Origin of the sequence: Flavobacterium sp., assembly GCF_043760115.1 — a bacterium.
In the GTDB taxonomy this organism is placed as follows: Bacteria; Bacteroidota; Bacteroidia; order Flavobacteriales; family Flavobacteriaceae; genus Flavobacterium.
Genome location: NZ_JAYUPK010000059.1, coordinates 1 through 24,149 on the forward strand (window position 1 = coordinate 1; position 24,149 = coordinate 24,149).

The 24,149-nt window shown below is 29.8% G+C and carries 26 protein-coding genes and 1 pseudogene; 2 read left to right on the plus strand and 25 right to left on the minus strand.

Annotation, left to right across the window (positions count from 1 at the left end; genetic code table 11):
• The first annotated feature begins 270 nt into the window (after positions 1-270).
• Positions 271-780 (plus strand): acyl-CoA thioesterase, encoded by a 510-nt coding sequence (locus ACH2BC_RS04925; RefSeq protein WP_395052874.1) that lies wholly within the window; start codon positions 271-273, stop codon positions 778-780.
• Between the two features lie 53 nt (positions 781-833).
• Here the strand turns inward: ACH2BC_RS04925 and ACH2BC_RS04930 are convergent, their stop codons facing one another.
• The 8 genes from ACH2BC_RS04930 to ACH2BC_RS04965 all read right to left on the minus strand — a co-directional run bounded on the left by ACH2BC_RS04930 (position 834) and on the right by ACH2BC_RS04965 (position 8,503).
• Complete coding sequence (locus ACH2BC_RS04930; protein WP_395052875.1) at positions 834-2,093, minus strand: murein hydrolase activator EnvC family protein; 1,260 nt, start codon at positions 2,091-2,093, stop codon at positions 834-836.
• Positions 2,094-2,129: 36 nt separating this feature from the next.
• Entirely contained in the window at positions 2,130-2,900 is a 771-nt protein-coding gene (locus ACH2BC_RS04935; protein ID WP_395052876.1) for a DUF4292 domain-containing protein, read from the minus strand.
• The gene (locus ACH2BC_RS04940; RefSeq protein WP_395052877.1) at positions 2,900-4,243 is read right to left on the minus strand and encodes a tetratricopeptide repeat protein; all 1,344 of its coding nucleotides are present in this window, start codon (positions 4,241-4,243) and stop codon (positions 2,900-2,902) included. The genes ACH2BC_RS04935 and ACH2BC_RS04940 overlap by 1 nt, the downstream gene beginning before the upstream one ends.
• A 178-nt stretch (positions 4,244-4,421) precedes the next feature.
• On the minus strand, positions 4,422-5,432 hold the full coding sequence (locus tag ACH2BC_RS04945) for a sugar phosphate nucleotidyltransferase (RefSeq protein ID WP_395052878.1): 1,011 nt from the start codon (positions 5,430-5,432) through the stop codon (positions 4,422-4,424).
• An 89-nt stretch (positions 5,433-5,521) separates the two neighbouring features.
• A complete protein-coding gene (locus ACH2BC_RS04950) occupies positions 5,522-5,821 on the minus strand; it encodes a nucleotidyltransferase domain-containing protein (RefSeq protein WP_395052879.1) in 300 nt (99 codons plus the stop codon).
• Positions 5,818-6,222, minus strand: a complete 405-nt coding sequence (locus ACH2BC_RS04955) for a nucleotidyltransferase substrate binding protein (protein WP_395052880.1) — start codon at positions 6,220-6,222, stop codon at positions 5,818-5,820. The genes ACH2BC_RS04950 and ACH2BC_RS04955 overlap by 4 nt, the downstream gene beginning before the upstream one ends.
• Before the next feature lie 16 nt (positions 6,223-6,238).
• Positions 6,239-6,673: a dUTP diphosphatase gene (gene dut / locus ACH2BC_RS04960; RefSeq protein WP_395052881.1), complete on the minus strand. Its 435-nt coding sequence runs from the start codon at positions 6,671-6,673 to the stop codon at positions 6,239-6,241.
• Positions 6,674-7,033: 360 nt separating this feature from the next.
• On the minus strand, positions 7,034-8,503 hold the full coding sequence (locus tag ACH2BC_RS04965) for an oligosaccharide flippase family protein (protein WP_395052882.1): 1,470 nt from the start codon (positions 8,501-8,503) through the stop codon (positions 7,034-7,036).
• A 121-nt stretch (positions 8,504-8,624) separates the two neighbouring features.
• Between ACH2BC_RS04965 and ACH2BC_RS04970 the strand changes: the two genes are divergently transcribed.
• Positions 8,625-10,706 carry a prolyl oligopeptidase family serine peptidase gene (locus ACH2BC_RS04970; RefSeq protein WP_395052883.1) on the plus strand — a complete coding sequence of 694 codons (2,082 nt, stop codon included), beginning with the start codon at positions 8,625-8,627 and terminating at the stop codon, positions 10,704-10,706.
• A gap of 12 nt (positions 10,707-10,718) precedes the next feature.
• Here ACH2BC_RS04970 and ACH2BC_RS04975 read toward each other — a convergent pair.
• The 17 genes and pseudogenes from ACH2BC_RS04975 to ACH2BC_RS05055 all read right to left on the minus strand — a co-directional run.
• Positions 10,719-10,862, minus strand: a pseudogene (locus tag ACH2BC_RS04975) (GNAT family N-acetyltransferase); the annotation flags it as partial.
• Positions 10,863-10,876: 14 nt separating this feature from the next.
• Positions 10,877-12,277, minus strand: a complete 1,401-nt coding sequence (locus ACH2BC_RS04980; RefSeq protein WP_395052884.1) for an AAA family ATPase — start codon at positions 12,275-12,277, stop codon at positions 10,877-10,879.
• A gap of 20 nt (positions 12,278-12,297) precedes the next feature.
• Positions 12,298-12,549, minus strand: a complete 252-nt coding sequence (locus ACH2BC_RS04985) for a hypothetical protein (RefSeq protein ID WP_395052885.1) — start codon at positions 12,547-12,549, stop codon at positions 12,298-12,300.
• A gap of 222 nt (positions 12,550-12,771) precedes the next feature.
• Positions 12,772-13,602, minus strand: coding sequence for an ATP-binding cassette domain-containing protein (locus tag ACH2BC_RS04990; RefSeq protein ID WP_395052886.1), 831 nt, complete (start codon positions 13,600-13,602; stop codon positions 12,772-12,774).
• A gap of 4 nt (positions 13,603-13,606) precedes the next feature.
• Positions 13,607-14,341, minus strand: coding sequence for an ABC transporter permease (locus ACH2BC_RS04995; RefSeq protein WP_395052887.1), 735 nt, complete (start codon positions 14,339-14,341; stop codon positions 13,607-13,609).
• A 99-nt stretch (positions 14,342-14,440) separates the two neighbouring features.
• Entirely contained in the window at positions 14,441-16,255 is a 1,815-nt protein-coding gene (locus ACH2BC_RS05000) for an OmpA family protein (protein ID WP_395052888.1), read from the minus strand.
• Between the two features lie 35 nt (positions 16,256-16,290).
• Positions 16,291-17,412: a hypothetical protein gene (locus tag ACH2BC_RS05005; RefSeq protein ID WP_395052889.1), complete on the minus strand. Its 1,122-nt coding sequence runs from the start codon at positions 17,410-17,412 to the stop codon at positions 16,291-16,293.
• Between the two features lie 5 nt (positions 17,413-17,417).
• On the minus strand, positions 17,418-18,086 hold the full coding sequence (locus ACH2BC_RS05010; protein ID WP_395052890.1) for a hypothetical protein: 669 nt from the start codon (positions 18,084-18,086) through the stop codon (positions 17,418-17,420).
• A gap of 116 nt (positions 18,087-18,202) precedes the next feature.
• Positions 18,203-18,640 (minus strand): GNAT family N-acetyltransferase, encoded by a 438-nt coding sequence (locus ACH2BC_RS05015; protein ID WP_395052891.1) that lies wholly within the window; start codon positions 18,638-18,640, stop codon positions 18,203-18,205.
• Between the two features lie 78 nt (positions 18,641-18,718).
• Positions 18,719-19,312, minus strand: a complete 594-nt coding sequence (locus tag ACH2BC_RS05020; protein WP_395052892.1) for a Uma2 family endonuclease — start codon at positions 19,310-19,312, stop codon at positions 18,719-18,721.
• Between the two features lie 131 nt (positions 19,313-19,443).
• Positions 19,444-20,304, minus strand: coding sequence for an ATP synthase F1 subunit gamma (gene atpG, locus ACH2BC_RS05025; RefSeq protein ID WP_395052893.1), 861 nt, complete (start codon positions 20,302-20,304; stop codon positions 19,444-19,446).
• Between the two features lie 94 nt (positions 20,305-20,398).
• Entirely contained in the window at positions 20,399-21,973 is a 1,575-nt protein-coding gene (atpA, locus tag ACH2BC_RS05030) for a F0F1 ATP synthase subunit alpha (RefSeq protein WP_395052894.1), read from the minus strand.
• Between the two features lie 12 nt (positions 21,974-21,985).
• Complete coding sequence (locus tag ACH2BC_RS05035) at positions 21,986-22,477, minus strand: hypothetical protein (RefSeq protein ID WP_395052895.1); 492 nt, start codon at positions 22,475-22,477, stop codon at positions 21,986-21,988.
• Positions 22,478-22,482: 5 nt separating this feature from the next.
• On the minus strand, positions 22,483-23,016 hold the full coding sequence (atpH, locus tag ACH2BC_RS05040) for an ATP synthase F1 subunit delta (protein WP_395052899.1): 534 nt from the start codon (positions 23,014-23,016) through the stop codon (positions 22,483-22,485).
• Positions 23,016-23,516, minus strand: coding sequence for a F0F1 ATP synthase subunit B (locus ACH2BC_RS05045; protein ID WP_395052896.1), 501 nt, complete (start codon positions 23,514-23,516; stop codon positions 23,016-23,018). Before ACH2BC_RS05045 ends, atpH begins: the two co-directional genes overlap by 1 nt.
• 99 nt (positions 23,517-23,615) lie before the next feature.
• On the minus strand, positions 23,616-23,816 hold the full coding sequence (gene atpE, locus ACH2BC_RS05050; RefSeq protein ID WP_395052897.1) for an ATP synthase F0 subunit C: 201 nt from the start codon (positions 23,814-23,816) through the stop codon (positions 23,616-23,618).
• A gap of 99 nt (positions 23,817-23,915) precedes the next feature.
• Positions 23,916-24,149, minus strand: a 234-nt coding sequence (locus tag ACH2BC_RS05055) for a F0F1 ATP synthase subunit A (RefSeq protein WP_395052898.1), incomplete at its 5' end; no start/stop codon positions are given.

Sequence of the window (24,149 nt, forward strand, 5' to 3'; positions counted from 1 at the left end):
ATACAATTTGGCAACTTGGTTTTGTTTATCTATTAATATTATTTCAAAGATACGTATTTCACACTTTTTTATTGTATGCAAAGATATGAGCCCAGATAGCAATGGAAAGCTTTTTACAAAATAATTTTAGTTTTTATTGCTAAAAAATTTCGACCAAAGGAAGCACATTTTTTAGGATATAAAAACAGAATAATTTGTAAAAACTTGTAATGTATAGCTGGAAATTGCTTCTAGAAAACAGCTAAATTGATTATCTTTGCATAAAAAAATATGACTCCTAAACATCCTATTGATTCGTTGACGATACTTACCGATTTGGTTTTGCCAAGCGAAACTAATCCGTTGAATAATCTTTTTGGTGGCGAACTTCTTGCAAGAATGGACAGAGCTGCGAGTATTGCTGCAAGACGACATTCTAGACGAATTACAGTTACGGCAAGTGTAAATCACGTGGCTTTTAATAGATCAATTCCGTTGGGAAGTGTTGTTACTGTTGAGGCAAAGGTTTCTAGAGCTTTTAAAACATCGATGGAAATTTTTATTGATGTATGGATAGAAGATAGAGAATCTGGAATTCGAAGCAAAGCAAACGAAGCAATTTATACGTTTGTAGCCGTTGACGAAACTGGAAATCCTGTAGAAGTGCCACAAATTGAACCACAAACTGAGGAAGAAAAAACAAGATTTGACGCTGCATTGCGAAGAAAACAATTGAGTTTAGTACTTGCAGGAAAAATGAATCCGCACGAAGCTACAGAGTTGAAAGCGCTGTTTGTGTAACAGAAAATTTATTTATAAAAAGAAAAAAGAACTAAAATTAGTTCTCTTTTTTGTTATCTGCTAATCCAACTTGCTGGATTATTGTAGGTTGTGTTTTGAGAAATAATAAATTTTATTATTGTTTTGCCCTCGGCATTGGTTCTAATTTTTCCTAAACTTTGCTTGGTTGTAACTTTGTCTCCTGCGCTAACCGAAACGCTACTAAGGTTTTGATACACCGTAAAATAATCTCCGTGTTGTATAAAAACGGCTTTGTTTAAAGGCGAAATTACCACAACTTTAGTTACTTCACCACCAAAAACGGCTCTTGCATTAGAACCACTATCGGTTGTAATTTCTATTCCACTGTTGTGAATTACTAGCGATTTATAAACTGGATGTGGTTGATCGCCATAACCCAAAGTGATTGCGCCTTTTTCTACTGGCCAAGGTAAACGACCTTTGTTGGCTTTAAAATTGTTAGAAATTAATTGTCCTTCTGGTGTTAAAACTATTTTGGTAGAATTTTCTATGGCTTTAGTTTCGGCAGCAGTTGTTGTTTTTGGATTGGCTTTAGCTCTTGCTGCTGCTGCTTTTCTGTTGGCTTCGGCAATGGCATCTCTAATTAATTTTTGAATTTGGGCATCAATTTTTTTAGATTCTTTTTGCTTTTTCTTTATTTCTGCCGCAATTTGATTTTTGCTTTTCTTTAAACTATTGGCAATTTTTTCTTGTTCCTGCTTTTCTTTTTCAAGATCTTGTTTTTGCTTTTCTTGCTCGGCAAGCAGTTTTTGTTTCTCTGTTTTTTGTCCGCTTAATTTGGCATTATAATCGGCCAATTTATCTGTTTTACTGCTAATTTCTTCGCCTTGCATTTTTCTATAATTGGCATATTGCTTCATATATTGCATGCGTTTGTACGCTTGAGCAAAACTTTCTGATGACAATAAAAACATGGCGCGACTTTGCTCTGACCGACTTTTGTATGATTTTACAATCATCTTGGCGTAATCTTCTTTTAAAATGGTAAGTTCTTTTTTTAGCTTGTTAATTTGCACTTGATTAATGTACATATTGTTGCTTAACAACTTGGTTTGCTTTTCTGTAGTAGTGATTAATTTTTCTTTTAAACCTATTTTTTCTTTTTGAATTTCAAGAACTTTTACTGCTGATTTTTCTTTGCTTCTAACGTCTTTCAACATCATTTCTTTCTCGCGAATTTCTTCTTGAAGTTTGGCTTTCTTTTGTTCTAGTTGTTCTTGCGTTTGCTGACTCCAAGAAATTGAAGTTATAAAAAGTAGTAAAAAAGTGTAAATTAGGTTTTGTATTTTCATTGTAAAATATATTGTTTGGTAACTTTATATTGTTTTTTATTTATTGATGTAAATTCGCTCGTAACCTTCTGGAACAGCATAAGGAAACGATAATTCCTCATTAAATGTTGCCGATTTATATTCTATATCAATAGTTGTTTTTCCTTTTTTTTGGTTGGCTTCAATTGCAATTAACAATGGCAAAATAACTTCATCATACTTTTTAAAATCTGAATATAAAATTTGCAAAGCTCTTTCTTGCGATGGTTGATTAACTTGTTGCTTTTTTACTAAGAAATTTTCACTTTCAAAAAAATAAGATTTGAATGTTTTACTAGCGTCATTATTTTGTAGTTGGTACAATTTATCTAAAATAGAAACTTTGTATTTTCCTTTATTTAAATCGTCAAGTGGCTTTGCAAGAAACATATTTTGTACTTTATTAAAATCTAAATCGGTTCCAAGAAACTCTGTTAAACCTGCATAATCGCCTTCAAAATAATTATTTCCAATTTTGTCATAATACTGAACAGATGAAGGAGTTATTAATGCTTTGGCAACCGTAAACCCAAGAAAACGAACGCTAACTAATATTTGTTCGTCTTTTTTAATTCTAATTTCTGCTGTGACACTTTGCGAATTTTTTTCGTCTTTATATTTAGCATTTGCCTTTATATAAACGGTAGAAAAATTAACTTTATTGTTGTAATGGTTGCTTATGATTTTTTCTGACGATAATAAATCGTTTGCATTTCCTTCGGCTAAATTGGCTTTAGATTTACAAGAAATTATTAAAAAAACTAAAGCAAATGCTAAGATTTTATTCATTATTGTTTACTCTTTTTTAGTAACTCGTTGGCTTTAGAAAAATATAAATCTTTCTTTTTAAAATCGCCAAGTCCATTATATGCTTCGCCAAGCTGAATGTTAAAATTAATTTCCAAAGTTACATTTTCTAAAACAAAATCTAATCCAGATTCTAATGCATCTTTGGCTTTTTTATGGTTTTTTAATTGATTGTTTGCTAATCCAGAGTAATAATACAGCTCTGGTTGGGTTGGAAACAATTCCATTTTATCGCTGGCAATTTTTGCTAACTTATCAAATTGAGAATTGTCAGTATACGATTGAAGCAATAATAAAATGGTTTCCATATCATCATTTACATTTTTTAAATGCATTTCATAATACTTTGCTGCTTTAACAAATTCTTTTTTTGTTTGATAAAATTTTCCAATTTCTTTGGCAACTTGAACTTCTTTATCATTGTCAAAATAGGAAATTGCTTTTTCTAAATCGCTATCAAATTGTGGATTTTTTTGTGTAAATATTAAAAACTCGTTAAAAATTCTATGCTTAATTTTTCTGTCAATTTTATCGCTTGCTAAAACTGTATTCATTGCTTTTGCAGCTTTTTCGCCATCGTTATTATTTAAATGAAATTTAAAAAGACCAACTTGCGCCCAATCAGATGTTGGAATTTCTTTTTCTAATTGTCGTGCAATTTCATTGGCTTTTTCTTCTTGATTGCTTTTAGAATACAAGTAAATTAATGAAATATAATTGGCTTCTTCTTTTGGATTTTTCTTTATTTGATCTATCAAATTATCTTTTTCTGAACCTGCATATTTAGAATCTTGAAGAATTTGAAGTTTGTAATTATCTCTTTTTTCAGATTTTCCGAAGCGTTCATTTAACTCATTTATAAGTGTTAATGCTTTGTCAAACTGTTGCGTGTTCATATAAAGCGAAGTTAAATCTTCTTTATAATCTTCTTTAAATTCGATTAATTTTTCTACAATAATTATAGCTTGATTGTAATCGCGAGTATCATAACATACATCGTACATTCCAACCCAAAACCATTTATTTTTCGGATCTATTTTAGTTGCTTTTTCAAAATTATCGTAAGCGTCTTTATAGTTTTTTTGGAAATAATAATTTTTTCCTAATTCAAAAAGTACTACAGCATTTTTAGGTTGAAGATTTTCACATTTTTCTAATGCTTGAATTGCTAAGTCATAATTTTGAATGCCTTTTTGCTTTAACGATTCGTAAAAATAATTTTCAAATTCGTCAGTAACTGCTGCAATATCTTCTGGTTCTTGAGCCAAAAGCGTTGCCGGAAATAAAAATATGCTTAGAAATAAACCGAAAATAATTATTTTCATAGTATTTTATTTTACACGAATTTATCTCATTCGAGTTATTTATATATGTATTCGATGATTTTCAATTCACGAATTATGACGAACTTATAACTCCGAACAAATTTCACGAACCTCGATTTTTCTAATTTATTGTTTGATACCTAACAGGTTAAAAAACTGTTAGGATATTGATTTTAACTTATTCTAAAATTGAATAATCTCCAATACTTACACTTGTAAAATTACCATCAAAACTTGCGTGATTTCCAATCATTGCATTGTCTAAACTAGCATTTTTTATGTGAGCGTGCGTTTGAATCAAACTGTTTTTAATTGTACTGTCAATAACATGGCAACCTTTTCCTAATGATACATTTGGACCAACAGTTGCGTTTATTAAAACTACATCTTCACCAATATAGCAAGGTGGAATTATAGTTGAATTTTCTAATTTTACATCACTAGAAACTAATTTTACTCCATCATTAAGAAGAAAATTTAGCATTCTGTTGTTGGTATCAACTGTAACGTCTTTATTACCACAATCCATCCATTGGTCAACTTTTCCTGGTACAAATTTCATACCATTAGCCATCATTTGTTTAATACCATCATTTATTTGATATTCGCCACCATGAATTATATTATTGTCTAAAACTAATTGCAATTCATTCTTTAAAACGGCTACATCTTTAAAATAGTATATGCCAATTACAGCAAGATCTGAAACAAATTCTTTGGGTTTTTCTACCAATTCAATTATTTCGTTATTTTCATTTAAATTTATTACTCCAAATGCTTCTGGTTGGTCTACTTGTTTTACCCAAATTACGCTATCGGCAGATTTATCTAAGTCAAAATCGGCGCGAATTAAAGTATCTGCATAAGCAATTACTGCCGAACCACTTAATGAATCTTTGGCGCACATAATTGCATGACCTGTTCCAAGTGCTTCGTTTTGATAATAAATTGTTCCTCTTGCGCCTAGTTTTTGTGCAATTGCAATTAAATCTTCTTCTACTTTTTTACCAAAACTTTCGTGAATGATAAACGCAACTTCTTCAATTGGTTGATTTAAAACTGCTGCAATATCTTCTACTAAACGGTGTACAATTGGTTTTCCTGCAATTGGAATTAATGGTTTTGGAATTGTTAATGTATGTGGTCTTAGTCTTGAACCACGACCAGCCATTGGTACTATTATTTTCATTACTACTGTATTAAGATTTGAGTATTAAGTATTAAGACTAAATTATTTTTAATTTATATAAACACTTTGATTGTACTAAGTGCGACAATTTATTCAATTTTTTTATAAAATGTTTTTCCCACTCTATTTATATGTTCAATTAAGTCTTTAGAGTCTAATTTATCAAAAATAGAAATGTCAAATAAATAAGGAGTATTTAAATCGTCAATGTTTTCATTAATTTTAGACAATTCTATATTTTTTCCAATTAATGTTATATCAATATCTGAACCTTCTCTATAATTTCCTTTAGCCCTTGAACCATAAATTAAAACTTCTTCTATTTGTGAATGTAATTCAAAAACAGAATTTATTTTGTCTATTGTTTTTTGATTTAATCCAAATTTCATACTAATGTTTTCATTTTAATATAAAATGTTTCAAATAATGGAAAATAAATTTCTACAATTTTCTTATATTGAGTTTCTAAAATATCTCCATGATAAGTATGAACTGTTTCATTTCTGCTGTCTATCATATCCATCCAACTTTGTCCATCTTGAATAATTTCGTTTTGAAAAGCATTTCTTGTCGCATCTTTTGAACCTATTAAACCTTGAATTCCTTTTTCTTTTAAAAAATCTTTCATTACTTTCCAAGCAAGTTCGTGAGTAAATTCAAAACGTTGAATTGTACCTTCTTTTTCAATATTTGAGGGATTCTTTAATTCTTGTACCGCTTCTTTTAAAGTAATGAATGCTTTTTCAAAGTTTGAAAAACGTTGTTTCCATCTTATGTCTTGATCTTCCATAATTTATTTTAAACATTTATTTAACTCCAGTACTGCCAAAACCACCTTCACCTCTCGAGGTTTCAGATAATTCTTGAACTTCTATCCATTCAGCTCTTTCGTGTTTAGCGATTATTAATTGTGCGATTCGTTCGCCGTTTTCTATGATGAAATCTTCATTGGATAAATTTACTAAAATTACTCCAATTTCTCCTCGATAATCTGCATCTATTGTTCCTGGCGAATTTAGAACTGTTACTCCTTTTTTGGCTGCCAATCCGCTTCTTGGTCTTACTTGGGCTTCGTAACCTATTGGTAATTCTATAAAAAGTCCTGTTTTTACTATAGTTCTTTCAAGTGATTTTAATGTTATTGGTTCTAGAATATTAGCACGCAAATCCATTCCTGCAGAAGCTATGGTTTCGTAATTGGGTAAATCGTGGTTTGATTTATTGATGATTTTTATGGTCATTTGTATTTGTTTAAGGACAAGTCGCGACTTGTCCGTACGATAATTTTCAAAGATATTAATTTGTTTTTCTTTTTGGGATTTTTTTTGCCACAAAGACAGGAAGGCACAAAGTTTTTGTATGATTGGATTTTTTAGATTGATTGAAGATTGATGATTAACGATTTTTGATTTCAGATTTTTTGAAATTGACTTTTGAAATTGTTATTGTAATTGAAAGTTGCTTGTTAGCCGTGATGGAAATGGAACTCTTTTTACCTGAAAATTGTGATTTTTCTTGTTGAAAAAAAGCGACCAACGGAAGCTCTTTTTTTAACTAGAAAAAGCCAATTTTTGGGTAAAAAAGTGGAATGTACAGCGCGATTAGCTTCTTAATTTTTTACGATTTAAAATTTGTAATAGCATTGTTTTTTCGTTGTAATAAATGAAATATAGAAACATTGCTGAGAGTAAAATTTTAATTGGATAGCTTTCTCTAACATACGGAATGTAAAAGGAAATTGCTGAAAATGTGATGGTTACAACTAAATATGTTAGAATTTTATTGATATCGTAAGGTATTGGATATTTTTTTTGTCCTAATTTATAGGAAATGATCATCATTGTTCCGTATGCTGCGATTGTTGCGATTGCTGAACCGTAATAACTGATTTTTGGAATGAGTATATAGTTTAAAACTAGTGTGACTATGGCGCCAATAATGGAAATGTAAGCGCCAATTTTGGTTTTATCGATGAGTTTGTACCAAACAGATAAATTGGTGTAAATGCCTAGAAAAAAGTTGGCAAGTACAATAAGTGGTACGACTTTTATTGCATCCCAATAACTAGATTGTGGAACTAATTGCTGTTTTAAAATATCGATAAATGCAATGACAAAAAAGCAAATGAATGAGCCAAAAACAACAAAATATTTGGTGATTGTTGCATAAGTTTGCTGTGCGTTTTCACTACTTGCATGACTGAAGAAAAATGGTTCAATGCCAAGTGTAAATGCGGTTCTAAATAAAACCATAAACATTCCTATTTTATAACAAGCTGCGTAAGCACCAATGTCTGATTTTGAAACGTTTAGCCAATCTAAAAGAATTTTATCGAAATGTTCGTTTATAGCAAAGGCAATTCCGGCAATGAGGATTGGGAAACCATAGGTTGTCATTTTTTTCCATAAAGTGGTGTCGAAATGCCATTTTATTTTAAAATAATTGGGTGAAAGAACTATAAATGTTAGTAAACTTGCAATTAAATTAGAAACAAAAATATAGCCAACTTGAAAATTTTCGAAATAGATTGTATTGAAAAATCCTGTTGGATTTGTTTTTGCAATTGAAGGTAGAAAAATTAAAAAGAAAACGTTTAACGATAGATTTACAAGAACACTACCTATTTTAATTACTGCATATTTCATTGGTTTTTTCTCTGCTCGAAACTTTGAAAAAGGTATAATGACTAAAGCATCTAGTGCAAGAATCCAAATGGTGTAGGTTATATATTCTACATTAATTCCTGACCAATTGGAAAGTATTTTTCTACTTAAAAGTGCCAAAAAGAGAAACCCAATTGTACTCCAAAAAATGGATATTGTAGCTGTTGAAATTACATTTTTCTTATTGTCTTCGGTATTGTAAAATCTAAAAAAAGCGGTTTCCATACCGTAAGATAGCATTACGTTGAAGAAAACCAACCACGCAAAAACAATTGACACATCTGCAAATTCTTGCTTTGGAAGTGTGTCTACATATAAAGGATTGAGCAAAAAACTTATCATTCTTGGCAAAACTGTTGCTAAGCCGTAGATTAATGTTTGCTTGAAAAGATTTTTATATAGGGTCAAAGTGGTTTTTTTATGGTGTAAAAATAGTTATAATATTGAGATTTTTAAAAAATACATTGTAATTGTGTAAAAACATATTTTACTTAGATGATAATTATATATTTGTAGAAATAACTTTTTTATGAAAAAAAAATTCTTAATTATTTTTAGTTTTTTATCAGTACACGGTTTTTCTCAAAATATTCCAATTACAAAAAAAGTTTCTTCCAATTTTCAAAAACATGATTACACTATTCAAGACGATTATTCATGGTTACAAAATTTAAAAAATGATGAAGTTACTAGCTGGGTAAATGCTCAAAATAGTTTTACAAATTCTAAATTGGATGAAATGAACGTGAGTAAAATAGAGACAAAAATTAAAGAATATGATTTACTGTCAACCAATAGTTTGCCAACAAAAAAAGGAAAATACTTTTACTCTATGTACAGAACAGATAAAAATTTGCCTGCTTCTTTATATTATAGAAAAGCATTAAATGAAAATTCTGTAGAAATAGTAAATCCGTTTAAAATGTATAAAAATGAAAATGTATTTTTAAGTGGTTATTATCCGTCAAAAAATTCAGTAAATATTGCTTATGAAATAACTGTTGATGGAAGTGATAGTAAAGAAATTCGTTTTTCAAGCATAAGTAAAAACGAAGTTTTAAAAGATGTTTTAAAAAACTCTAAGTTTTCAAATATTGAGTGGAATCTTGATAAAGGTGTTTTTTATAAAAAAAATGCTAATAAAAATAATATGGCTAAAGATTCTACTTATCAATTATTTTATCATGAAATTGGAACATTACAAGAAGAGGATAAATTAGTTTATGATGTTTCAAAAACAGAGAGTTCGATTTCATTTTTTGTGTCTGAAAACAAGTTATTTATTACAGAAATAAGTAAAGATGAACTTAAAAAAAGTTTTTATTTTATTAACCTAGAAGACAATAATTTTATAAAAAATGTTGTTTTTGAAGAAGATAGTTCTGATATAAAATTGTTAGATTTTAGTAAAAATAAAATTTATTTTTCTACTAAAGAATTTGATTGGGGTGAAGTTCGTTGTTTATACATTAACAATAAATTAGATGCAAAAATGGTGATTCCTCAAATTTATAATAATTTATTAGTTAGCACTTATTTTCATGAAAATTATATTATTTGCAAGTACAAAACAGTTGAAAAAAATTATTTAAAAATTTATGATCTTGACGGAAATTTTATAAGAAAATTTGATGCACCAGAAAATATGGATTTTAAAGTTCGTTTTTTTGATTCTCAAACCAGTGTTTTGTATGTAACTTTTTATTCTCATGTTATATCTGCACAAAACTTTATGTTAAATTTAAAAACTGGTAGTGTTGATCAATTTTATAATGAATATGTAAGACCATTGCCCATTTTATTTCCTTTAAATTATTTTATTACAAAAAAAATTACCTTTAAAAGTAGAGATAATAAAGAGGTTCCAATAACTATTATTCATAAAAAAGATATAAAACTAGATGGAACTAATCCAACACTTTTAAAAGCTTATGGTGGATTTGGAGTTGTTTCAGGATCAAATTATGACACTGCATTATTATATTTTTTAGAAAAAGGTGGTGTTTATGCATTTGCAGAAATTCGTGGTGGTGGAGAAAAAGGATTAAAATGGCACAAAGATGGAAAGGCATTAAAGAAAATGAATTCGTTTAATGATTTTATAGACGCATCGGAATATTTAATTAAAGAAAACTATACTTGTGCAAATAAACTGGCTATTACTGGTAGTTCTTATGGCGGATTAGTTGTAGGCGTTGCAATGACACAACGACCAGATTTATATAAAGTTGCAATTCCACAAATGGGAGTTTTTGACATGCTTACCTATTCTGATTATTCAGTTGGAAAATACCATTTAGATGAATTTGGAAATCCCGAAAATAAGATAGATTTTACAAATTTATATAGTTATTCGCCTTATCATAATGTAAAAGATGCTATTAATTATCCTACAACTTTACTTATAACTGGAGAAAATGATGATAGAGTTCCACCATTTAACTCGTATAAATTTGCTGCGGTTTTACAAAATAGAACGGCACAAGTAAACCCTATATTATTAAAAACTTTAGACAGTTCTGGACACAATGGGAAAGTATCAACTTATCAAAAATATGTAAATGAAAGTGCTGAATTTTATGGGTTTTTAATGTTTTATTTGGGTATGTGATAACTCTATAATTCAAGAAAACCCATTCTCATCAATAGTTTTAATAAAGTGAAAACCTCTTGGCGCATAACCTTGATTGTAATAAAAACGATGTGCTTTAAAGTTTCCAGTAAATGCGTCTAGAACTATACAAGTGCATTTTAATTCTTTGGCTTGCATTTATAAATTTATTAGCTTTCTTTTACTTCAAAAGCCACTTGATTTTGAGTTTCGTTTGGCTCTGGAATATCTTCTTCGATTAGGGTTTTTAAAGTTTTTTTAGATAGTTTTTTTATTTTGATGATTCGGTTGGCTTGATTTTGAACACACTTTTCAAATAAATTTCTAACTACACGTGCATTACCAAAACTTTCATCTCTTTTTTCAAAAAGCAATTCGAAAGTATCTGTGAGTTTTTCTTTAGCATCATCGGTAACTACAAAGTCGGATTTTTTTGCAATAGATTCGAATATCTGTAATAATTCGGAAGGCGAGAAATGATTGAATTCAAAAAATCGATTAAATCTTGAACGCAAACCTGGATTGGATTCTACAAAAATCTTCATTGGTTCGGTATATCCAGCAACAACCAATGCCAAATCGTCTCGATGATCTTCCATTCTTTTTATTAAAGTATTGATTGCTTCTGCACCATAATCGTTTCCAAGAGAATTTTGAGTTAAGGCATACGCTTCATCAATAAACAAAACTCCACCTAAACTTTCTTCTACAACTTTATCTACTTTTAAAGCGGTTTGACCAACAAATCCTGCAATCATTCCTTCTCTGTCGGTTTCTATTAATTGTCCTTTGGAAAGAAATCCTAAATGTTTAAAAATTCTGCTTAACAATCGAGCTACCGAAGTTTTTCCTGTTCCTGGTGGACCAAGAAATACGGTATGTAATGTAATTTCGGCGTTTTTTAATCCTTCGGAAGTTCGTTTCTTTTGAATTTCTAACAAATTTATTAATTCGGAAACATCATTTTTTACGTTTTCCAAACCTATTAATTCGTTTAATTCTTGAAGCACTTTTTCTAAAGAATCATCTTTTGGTAATTGATTTTTATTTGAATTGGAATTAAAAAATTGATTTGTAATTTCATTATTTTCGAAAGATTTTTCAAATGAAAATTGAAGAAAATTATAAAAGTGCAGAAGTATTATTTCTAATTGTGGGTTTTTATTTTCAGATAAAACTTTGATGAAATCACTTGAATTTACATTAGAAATTATATTTTCAACTTTAACTTTTTCGAGGAAGTTTTTAAAATTTGGTGAAACAACTAATTTGTCAAATTCGCTTACATTTTTAGCATCCGCAAAATGATTGTTTCGTAAAACATCATAATAATAAGCCAAAGCAAATTGCGATTTCTCGGTTTCTTTCTCGCCCAATTTTCTATAAATTGAAATGCAATCTGAAAGAAAAAAATGTTCTGCTTTGAATAATAATCCGTTTGCAGCATTTGTTTTCACAAGCTCATTTATTTTTTGAATAAACAAATCATCAGCGTTTAAAACTTTACAAATTGCTACAATTGAAATTGTTTCTTGTTCTAGTTGTTGTAAAAAAGTTGTTGTAAAACCCATGTTTTAAATTGTTTAGATAATTATAACCACTTACTTTCATTACTTGTCGCGTCTAAAACTTTAATATTTAAAATCTCTTTAACGTAATTGGCTACCGAAAATGCTTCTATTAAATTACCTGTTTCATAAATAGTCAAATGTTTATTGTCTGAATAAAATAAATTGATTTTAATAATCTCTCCTGTTTTATTTCCTCTTTTATCGGTAAATTTCATCTTAAAAACCGATACGTAAGCAGGATTTTCAAAAGCAATCCAACTACCGAATTTCATTCCAAGGAATGATACAAACTCTCTAACTATTTTTTTTTAGGATCCATTTCTAAAGCTCTGTAAGAAAAGAATGAACATCCTAATAAAAATGATACAATTCCAATTGAAATTGATTTAAAATTCCCGTAATACAATAAACTTAATCCAAAAATAATCAAAGAAACTCCAAAGATTTTTTTGGACAATAAATCTTCTTTAAGGTAAATTTTTGCTTTCAAATGATTACGAATTCATCATTTGAAGCGCAATTTCTTTATACAATTTATCGTGTTCTTCGCTTTTATCTTTCCAACAAATTCCCATTTCACGCAAATCGTATTTTGCAACAATACTTCCGTAGGTTTGCTTTTTTCCGCTAACTGTTGGATAACCAATTACGTAGATAGACTGTGCGAGTTCAACTGCTAATTCAATATCGTGAGTTGAGAAAATAACTGTGTTATGATCGTGAGTTGCGCTTAAAAGCTCAAATGATTTTTTAACTTCTTCAATGTTTCCAATATCTAACCCTGAAAATGGTTCGTCTAAAACTATTAATTTATCTGATGAAAAAAGTTGTTCTATAATTGCTGTACGTTGTCGTTGACCTCCAGAAAGTTCGTTTGGATATTTATCTTTACACGTTTCTAAACCCCAATCTTTAATGTACTTTTCAATTTTAGAATCTTGCTCTTGTGCTGTTAAAGTGGTTTTTCGTAACGCAAATTTCAATGTTTGACTTACCGTTTTGTGTCGGAATAAAGTATACTTTTGATCTACAAATCCAATATCGCCTTCTTTTACAGGTTTTGCTGCATTAAGCTCTGAACTTTCAAAATCTTTGATTAAAATTTTACCCGAATTGGGATGAACTAATCCGGTTAACGCTTTAAAAAAAGTTGATTTTCCACGACCAGATCTTCCTACAACAGCAATAACCTGTCCTGTATTTTCATATTTTGATCTGACTACGTTTTTTTCAATTAAACTTAGATCTTTAATAATGGTAACATCATCATAAACTACGCTAAGATTTTCAACGTACAAAAGTGTTTCTCTAAATTCGAATTCCATAGCGTTATATTTTTGAATATCTAAAAACTGATTTTCTTAAAAAATTGATGAACCAATCCAGTCCTAATCCTATTAAAAGGATAATTATTTGCAAAGCAATTATTCTTCCGTGATTCATAAATTTATCTGAATTTTTTATTAAAAATCCCAATCCTCCAGAAGCAACTACGATGGATTCAACCGTTACCAACATCATCCAAGTGATGGCTAAATTTTGACGAATTACATCAATTACATAATCAATTCTACCTAGTACAATTACTTGCCAAAGCACTTCGAATCGGCTGCATTTTAGGGTTTTAGCGTGATCAAATTCTTCTTGCGGAATGTCTTTTATAACAGCAATTAATGATGTTGTTAAGAACGTTGTCAAGAAAATTACTAATATCCAAACTTGCATATTTCTTGCGTCGTGCACCATTAATGTAATGTAAAATGACAATCCTGTAAAAGGCAAAAATCTAAATTTTGTAACAAATTCTGCAACAGGTTTCATCAACGGAATTGGCCAAGAATAGGCAAACAACAAAGCAATGATAGTTGCTGAAAAAATTGACAAAAAACAAAGTTTAAGCGATTGAAAAATATGAACCACCAATCCTTCATTATACAATTCTGAAAAACCAGTTAGCACTTGGCTTGGCGTTGGAAACAAATTTTTGGTTCCGGTTGATGCTGCTATAAACCAAATTGCAAATAATAATACAACCCAAGAAACTAAAATTATAGTTCGTTGCATTTTGGTTGTGTTTTCAAAAGGGATAAAATATTTTAACATCAAAAAAAAGAGTTAAAAAAGCTACTTAAAATAGAAATAGCTTTTTGTTATTTAATAAAATTATTTTAAAAATGTAACAACTACACGTCTGTTTTTAGCTTTTCCGCTCGCAGAATTGTTGTCAGAAACAGGTTCGTTTTGACCTTTTCCATCAATTAACTGAAAACGAGTTGAAGGAATTCCTTTTTGAGTTAAATAATCAACAACTGCTTGTGCGCGGTTTTTAGACAATGATAAATTTGAATCTTGATTACCAGCGTTGTCTGTATGACCAACAATTGTAAGTTTAGAATTTTCTGCCTGAATTAACAAGTTGTAAATTTTTTCTAAATCTTTAGATGAATTATTCATTACTTGAGCGCTTCCAGAATTGAAATTAATTTGCCATTCGCCAGAAGCCATAACTTCGGTAGCTTTGGCCGAATAATCTGATTTATCCGCTGCAGAAGATTCGATATCGTTAATGTTTTTTAAATAAAATAAATTTACTGCATCATCATAAGAAGAAACTTTGCCAACATTTTCGTTAAAACCAAACGGATTTAATTCTGTCAAATACGTTCCAACTTGATTGTAAACCGCTTTGTATCTATTAACACCATCAGACAATCCGAAATATTGCATTGCATCGGCATAATTAAAAACTTTAGATCCGCCCATATTGTAAGTCAAACCATTTTTAGTTCCTTGTTGACCTTTAAACATTTTGTACCAATATTCTGGCGTTTCAATTTTGTAAGTATCAGCAACAGCTTCTGATGCTCTAACTTTCCAATCTTCGTGATTTTTCATTTGATTAGAAGCCATCAAAGTCGATTTGAACACATTAGAAAATACTTCTGGATTTTTTGCAGCCCATTCTTTTACACCAATAATTACGCAAGGCATTTGGTTGTTGAATTCTTTAGTAGAAACAATGTCTACAAATCCGTTCAATTTATCAAAAACTGTTTTGTCTCCTGGCGTCCAAGTAGCGCAACCATCAATTTTTCTGTTAACCGATTTTCCAGTTAATTTTCCGTTTGATACTTCTTTTAAAGAAACAGTGAAACCAGCCGTTTGTGATTTTATTAATTCTTCAGCCGATTTCATATAATCATCATTTTCTGATGGATAAATATTTACTGCATCTGCATCATAAGTTGTTGGATCTGGATTTACTTTTAATCCGTTTGCAAAACAATAATTTACTGTTGTTACCCAGTCACCATCGCCCAAAACGGCAGAAATTACAGCACCTTTCATAGATTTAGGATTGGATTTCCAACTTGGTGGTCCAATTAATTTATCTTCACCATAACTCATTCCGATAGCACCAAAAACTTGTAAATGGTATTTGTCTTTTCCATATTTTTCGTCTAATGATTTTTGAACAGAACTAATATAAAATGGTGCTCCATCACCCATAATCATAACCGCTGCAGCGCTTTTATCAGAATTTGGAAAAGCGGTTCCGCTATCAAATTCTTCAATGAATTTCATTTGCATATTGCGTAGTTCAGAAAGCCAATCTTGACGAATGATTTCTAGATTTACACCGTTTTTTTCCATCAAAGAACCTTTGGTTGTTTTTGGTCCACCATTAGCAACGATAATTCCAGATTCAGCATTCCAAGCGTAACCTGCGATTCTTAAAACAGGTTTTTCAGCAACTTCAGAAGAAATTTCTTTAGAAGGAATGGCAATTTTTGCTGCGTTAGTTACATTATTAACATCGCTCGTATTTAATTCTATTCCGTTTAATTGTTTAGAAACTGCTGTTTTTAAACCTGGTGAAATAAAATAAACTGCAGTTAATATTGCTCCAACGCCACCAAGAACTATTAAAAGTTCAGAAAAAGTGGTTAATTTAGTTGTTCGTAAAATTTTTCCCATTTGTATTTAAAAGTTAAATTGTTTTGTTGTTTTAGTTAAAAAATGTCTCCAAATCCTCCACTATTCAACTTATCGTCTTTAGTGATTTTATAATTTGGACTTGTATATTTTGTAGAATCTGGAATGGTATTATCGCCAGTTTTAATTTTGTCAGCCAACGAATCTAATCTTGAATACAGTTCGTCGTTATCTACAGAATATTTAGAGGTTAAAGCATCAATATCAATAAGATTTTCTGATGTTCTAGCAATGTCTAAAGCAATTGTTGATGTTACCACTTCTAGTGCATATTCTAATTCCCAATCTTTGGTAAACATCATTGCACTTTTCGCGCTTTCTGTTGCTTCTTTGGCATTTTTGGCAAATTCAAATTCCTTTTTTAACATCACAACTGTGGCGTCAAAATCGGCAATTTTTATATCTATTGCTGTTCCTGCAAGAGTTAGTTTTCTGTCCATTTTACCAAGAACATTTGCTCTAACACCATATTTTTGAATAAAACTTTTACTTTGTTCGTATTGATTAGAAATTCGTTGCGAATCGGAAAGCTTTCTCGCCAATTCACTTTGTAAGGCAACATATTCATCGGTATCTTTTGCAGCAGCACCATTAATTCTAACCATTTCGTCCATTGCAGTTTTCAATTTTTCTGATTGGCGTTGCAAACTCAACACTTCTTCTTGGAATGATTTGGCTTCTTTTTCAGATTTTGTGGCTTCAATTTCCATTTCGTTTTTTAAACCTTTAAGCTTTGCTTTTGTGTTTTTAAAAACTTCACGATTTTTTACCATTTTCTGTTTTTGTTCTTCCAATTCATTAAAAGGATTGCTTTGAATTAATGCTTTGTGCAAATTTTTAGTCATAAAACGTAATCCTTTCATTATTACTGGAAACATCATCACTAAAAATATTAGGAAAACTCCGGTTGCAGATAGTGCAATGGCTTGTCCAAGCATTGTAAATAAAGGAGGAATAATGTACGTCCAAGTTAAATAACTTCCAACACCTAAAAGTCCGAGAGCGAGAATCCAAAAGATAGATTTTTCGCCTTTTTTTAATGTGTTTGAACTTAAGGCAATTTCGCCTTTAGATTCGTCAAAATGTTTAAGAATTGGTAATTCTAAAAGAGTAGTTTTTTCTTGTGCAAATTTATCCATTGATTTTATAAGTATTGATTGATTCCTGTTACTACTGTATTTATTGATTCTAATATTTTCTTTTTAGCCAAATCATTAGCTTCTATTTTTAAAATAATTTCGCTAAATTGTTCTTTATTTTTAAAATCAACCTTTTCTAAATTTGATTTTGCGTTTTGTAAATCATTTTGAAGCTGCGCAATTTTAGATTCAATGTCAAAAATTGTTTTTGTTAAATTACTTTTTTCAGATGAAATAGCGTTATCTAAATCTTTTTTTCTTGAAGTTCCAGTTTCGTTATATTTAGTGTACACTTTTTCAATTTCATCAGTATAATATTTACTTTTTTCTAATAGAAAGGATTTTGAAAGTTGTGGATTGATTGTTTTTCCCATTGTAAACGCCATCTGATAACTCTGAGGATTGGTTGCTCCAACAGAGATTACAGATTTATACATTTCAAAAAAATCGAAACCTGTTTGATTTAATGATTCGAAACCTTTTTCATAAACGCCAAAAATTTCATTTAAAAATGGATTATTGGTTGCGCTATGTGTAGGTTGAAAAGTGGTTGGACTTTCAGGAAATTTATTAGTTTCTGTAGTTTTAGATACTGAAAAACTTTCGTTTTTAGTTGGTGTTTCTTCATCTGTATTGATGAAAAGACTTTTCCAATTGAAATTTTCTTTTGCCATTAGTATTGGTTAAAATTATCTATTAAAAAATGTATTACTTGAGTTATACGAATATAGTGTTAAAAAGTTACCAATTTAGTAAAATATTTTTTTGTTGAATTTAATTTATAAGTAATTCAAGAAAACCCATTCTCATCAATAGTTTTAATAAAGTGAAAACCTCTTGGTGCATAACCTTGATTGTAATAAAAACGATGTGCTTTAAAGTTTCCGGTAAATGCGTCTAGAACTACACAAGTGCATTTTAATTCTTTAGCTTTTTCGTCTATAAATTGGGTTAATAATTTTCCAATTCCTTTTTTTCTGTGGTCTGGATGTACTATAAAATTGTCAATTTCTATATATTTACCAGTCCATAATTTTGTACCAAACCAAAATCCTGTTAATCCTACACACGTTTCGTTTTCAAAAATGGCAACTTGTTTGTAGTTTTTTGGAATCATATCTTGAAGAAATGATTCATATTTTTCAATAGTCATATTTGGATATAGAAATTTTATAATTTCTATTTGTAAAAGCATTTCTTGGATTTTGGATAATTCTATGGTTTTCATTGTTGGGATTTTAAATTTATAAAAATAACAAAAAAGAGTCGACTAATGCTGACTCTTAATTATGATTTGAATATTAATTTATTGAAATATCTTTTCAATTTCAAAATCCAATTCAGGAAAAAGTGGACTAGTGATTTTCTGTCCTTCTATGCAAGGTTTTAATCCGCTGTACTTTCCATCTTTTAAAGTGTAAATAAATATTGAGTTTTCTGCTGGTTCTACAATCCAATATTCTTTAACGCCATTTTCTTCATATAAATCGAATTTAATTCCCATTTCTTTTTTAGAATTGCCTGGAGATAAAATTTCAATTACTAAATCTGGTGCACCAATACAACCTCTGTCGTCAAGTTTTTCTTCATCGCAAACTACGCATAAATCTGGTTGAACTACAGAAAAAACTTTATTATCCTCAGTACTTTTTTTATAATTTATCAATCTAACGTCAAATGGTGCAAAATATAATCCGCAAGATTTTAATTCGAAATAGCGATCTAAATATCGATATAAAATCCCTGAAACTTCTTGATGCTTTCTTGATGGCGCAGGACTCATTTCAAAAATTTTACCTTTTATCAATTCTACACGTTCTTGAAATTGCCAAAGCAAATAGTCGGCATAACTATAAGTTTTGGTTAAATCTAAATCGGATAATTTTGTAACTACTGCCATTTAATATAGTTTTAAAAAACAAATTTAATGAATTGAATGTAATTTATAATACTATAATTTTGTTAAATGAAAAATCCAATTTCGTTTTTAAACAAAATTGGCTTTATATAAATTAAAAATTAAAATTTTCCTTACCCTTTCAATGCCTCAGCTCCACCAACAATCTCTAGGATTTCATTAGTAATTGCAGCTTGGCGTGCTTTGTTGTAAGTTAATTTTAATTGGTTTCTTAAATCGGTTGCGTTGTCTGTTGCTTTGTGCATTGCAGTCATACGTGCGCCATGTTCTGATGCAAATGAATCGCGAATTGATTTATATAATTGTGTTTTTAAAGATTTAGGTATCAATGTTAAAACGATTTCTTCTTTTGAAGGTTCAAAAATATAATCGCCTGTCATCGCTGGTTTATCAGATTTTATTGGTGCTAAAGGTAAAAATTGTTCTACTTGAACTAATTGTGTTGCAGCATTTTTAAACTGATTGTAAACAATTTCTATTTTATCGTAATCACCAGAAATAAATTTTTCTGTTAATGTTTGAGCAATTTCAGAAACATTATCAAATGTTAAATCGTCATAAACAGCGCTTTTATTGTCAATTACCAAACAGGTTTTGGTTAAAATATCGTTTCCTTTTTTACCAATAGCAAAAATATCTACTTGTTTTCCTGGATAAGATTCTACTAAAATTTTAGCTTGCTTAATTACATTGGTATTAAATGCGCCACACAAACCTCTGTTAGAAGTTATTGCTACAACTAATACTTTTTTAATTTCGCGTTGTTTTGTAAAATCGCCACCAATTTCTCCTTCAAGAGTTGCTGAAAGATTTTGTAATAATTCTGTTAATTTTTCGGCATAAGGTCGCATAGCTGTAATTGCATCTTGTGCTTTTTTCAACTTTGCTGCAGAAACCATTTTCATCGCTGATGTAATTTGCATCGTTGATGAAACAGAAGTAATTCTATTACGTATTTCCTTTAAGTTTGCCATTTTTTTTAAATTGTATATTGTAAAAATTTGTATAATGTATACTGTATATGTGTTATTACATTATACAGTATACAATTATACAATATACTTTTAATTAATATTTCGCCGATAATTCTTTTGCTACTTTTTCTAAAACATCTGTAATTTCATCTGTGAATTTACCTGCTTTTAGTGCATTTAAGGTATCTCTGTGTTTGTTGTTTAAGAAGTCAATATAATCTCTTTCAAATTCTTTTACTTTATTTACAGGAATGCTTCTCAATAAATTTTTAGAACCAGCGTAAATAATTGCAACTTGATCTTCAACAGTATATGGATCATTTACTGCTTGTTTCAAAATTTCAACATTTCTTCTACCTTTTTCGATTACGTTTAAAGTTACTGCATCTAAATCGGATCCAAATTTAGCAAATGCTTCCAATTCACGGAATTGTGCTTGGTCTAATTTTAATGTTCCAGCAACCTTTTTCATTGACTTAATTTGAGCATTTCCTCCAACACGAGATACCGAAATACCTACGTTAATTGCAGGACGAACTCCAGAGTTAAACAAATCTCCATCAAGGAAAATCTGTCCATCAGTAATAGAAATTACGTTTGTTGGAATATAGGCAGAAACGTCTCCAGCTTGAGTTTCAATAATTGGTAAAGCAGTTAAAGAACCACCACCTTTTACTATACCTTTCAAGTTGTCTGGTAAATCATTCATGTTTTTAGCAATATCATCATCGGCAATTACTTTACATGCTCTTTCTAATAAACGAGAGTGTAAGTAAAAAACGTCTCCAGGATAAGCTTCACGTCCTGGTGGTCTTCTTAATAAAAGAGAAACTTCACGGTAAGCAACAGCTTGTTTAGATAAATCGTCATAAATAATTAATGCAGGACGACCAGAATCTCTAAAATATTCTCCAATTGCAGCTCCAGCCATTGGTGCATAAACTTGCATTGGTGCTGGATCTGAAGCGTTAGCAGCAACAATAGTTGTGTAAGCCATTGCGCCTTTTTCTTCTAATGTTTTGGCAATTAAAGCAACTGTTGAAGCTTTTTGTCCAATGGCAACATATATACAAAATACTGGTTGTCCAGCATCGTAAAATTCTTTTTGATTTAAAATGGTGTCAATACAAACGGTAGTTTTACCTGTTTGACGGTCACCAATAACCAACTCACGTTGTCCTCTTCCAACCGGAATCATTGCATCGATAGATTTAATTCCTGTTTGCAATGGTTCTGTTACTGGTTGACGAAATATAACTCCTGGTGCTTTTCTTTCTAGTGGCATTTCAAAAAGTTCACCACCAATTGGTCCTTTACCATCGATTGGTTCACCTAATGTATTTACAACACGACCTACAATTTGCTCACCAACTTTTAAAGAAGCAATACGTTGTGTACGTTTTACTGTAGAACCTTCTCTAATTCCTGTTGATGGTCCTAAAAGTACCACACCAACATTGTCTTCTTCAAGGTTTAATACAATAGCTTCTAGTCCGTTATCAAACTGAACTAACTCACCATATTGTGCATTTGATAATCCATAAACACGAGCGATACCATCACCAACTTGTAGTACAGTACCAACTTCTTCTAATGATGCACCAGATTCAAAACCTGATAATTGTTGTTTTAATATTGCTGATATTTCAGCTGGTTTAATTTCTGCCATAATATTTTATTATTATCTACCTAAATTTATATTGATACCAGATCTTCTTGGCTCTTCTTTAATAATTATTGTATTCGTATTGTTTGTTGTTTTATTTGATTCATCAGAATATGGAGTTCCATATTTTTCAACTAAACGATTTACTTTTTCTTCATCAAAAGTTCCGTCTTCTTTAATTACTTTTGCTTTGTAAATAATGGTAATAATTTCTTTATCAAAATTTCTAATTTCAATTTTTTTATTTAACCCTAAAAAAGAAATTTCAAAATAATTTGGTTTGCCATCTCTACTAAAAATCATATTGTCACTTCCTTGTTTTACAAATTTTAAAAAAATGATTTCTTCGCCAGATAAATTAATTAATGATAAATCAAAACCATTAGACTTTTCATATTTTAACCAAACCACATCATCAACAAATACTTCCTCTTTTTTTAATTTAATTTTCTGAGAAAAACTAAAAAAAGAAATAAGTAAAACTAAAATTGTAATTATTTTTTTCATACTAATTAATTTGCAAATTCACGTTTCAATTCTTGTAACTTACTAGAAACAGAGGCGTTGTATTGCATATCTCCTATTCTTAAAATAAATCCACCAATAATATCAGGATTTACTATATTTTTTATCGTAATTTTTTTATTAGAAAAAGTAGCAATTTTAGCCAACACTTGTTGTTCTAATTCTGGTGTAATTGCAAATGCTGTTGTAACTGTTGCAACTTGTACTCCATTCTTTTCGTCAAATAACGAATTGTATTCTGAAGCAATAGAATGTAAAATTTCAAATCGTTTGTTTTCAAGCAATAAATCGAATAATTTATTAGTTTGAGGTTGAACTTCTGTAAAAATTTGAGACAAAGCTGCTTTTTTTACTTCTTGTTTTACAATTGGATTTGATAAAAAATCTTTTAATTCTGTGCTTTCTTCAATTGCAACTACAATTGATTTCATATCAGCATTTACTTCTGTTGCTTTATTGGCATCAGTAGCATAATCTAATATTGCTTTGGCATATCTAATCGCTGCTCTTGACATATTGATTAGTTTAATTTAGCGTCACCCAACATTTTCTCTACTAATTTAGCTTGAGAATCTTTGTTAGATAATTCGTCTCTTAATACTTTTTCTGCAATTTCTAATGACAATGATGAAACTTGATTTTTCAATTCTGCCATTGCTGCATTTTTTTCTGCTGTTATTGCTGCTTTTGCTTGAGAAATCATTTTTTCTCCTTGAACTTGAGCTTCAGTTTTAGCATCAAGAATCATTTTTTCTTTAATTTCTCTTGCTTCTTTTAACATCGATTCGCGTTCTGCTCTTGCATCTGCCAATAATTTTTCGTTATCAGATTTTAAATTTTGCATTTCTTTTTTAGCATTTTCTGCTGATAATAATGCATTTCTAATACCTTCTTCTCTTGTATTTACTGCATCTAGAATTGGTTTCCAAGCAAATTTTTTCAATAAAAGAACTAGTCCTACGAAAATAATTAATGCCCAAAAGAACAAACCGAATGAGAAATCATTTATTAATTTATCCATACTATATAATGTATAATTAAAGTTGTATTGTGTATTGTAATTTAATTTTAAAATAGAAACAAAAGCTACAACCAACCGTTATAGCTTTTGAATTTTTTTCTAGTTTTCTGCTACAGCAAATAAAGCTGCGAAACCAATTCCTTCAATAAGTGCTGCTGCAATAAGCATAGCTGTTTGGATTTTTCCAGATGCTTCTGGTTGACGTGCAATTGCATCCATTGCAGAACCACCGATTCTACCGATACCAATTCCTGCTCCAATAACAACTAATCCTGCTCCAACGATTCTTGGGATGTCCATAATATATGTATTAAAATTAAAAATTCTTTTTTTATTTGATTTCACACCTTTTAATATTTTACATCAAAAATCTTAAACCAAAAATCTGCAATCTAAAATCTAATGTGCTTCTTCATGATGATGCTCTTCTACAGCAGAACCAAAGAATAATGCGGCTAACATTGTAAAAATATATGCTTGTAATAAGGCAACTAAAATTTCTATTGATGAAATCGCAAACGATAACATAAATGACAAACTGCTTCCTAACCAACTTTTAAATATAAACATTAGTGCAATTAAACTCATAAGTACAATGTGTCCTGCAAAAATATTTGCATACAAACGTATCAT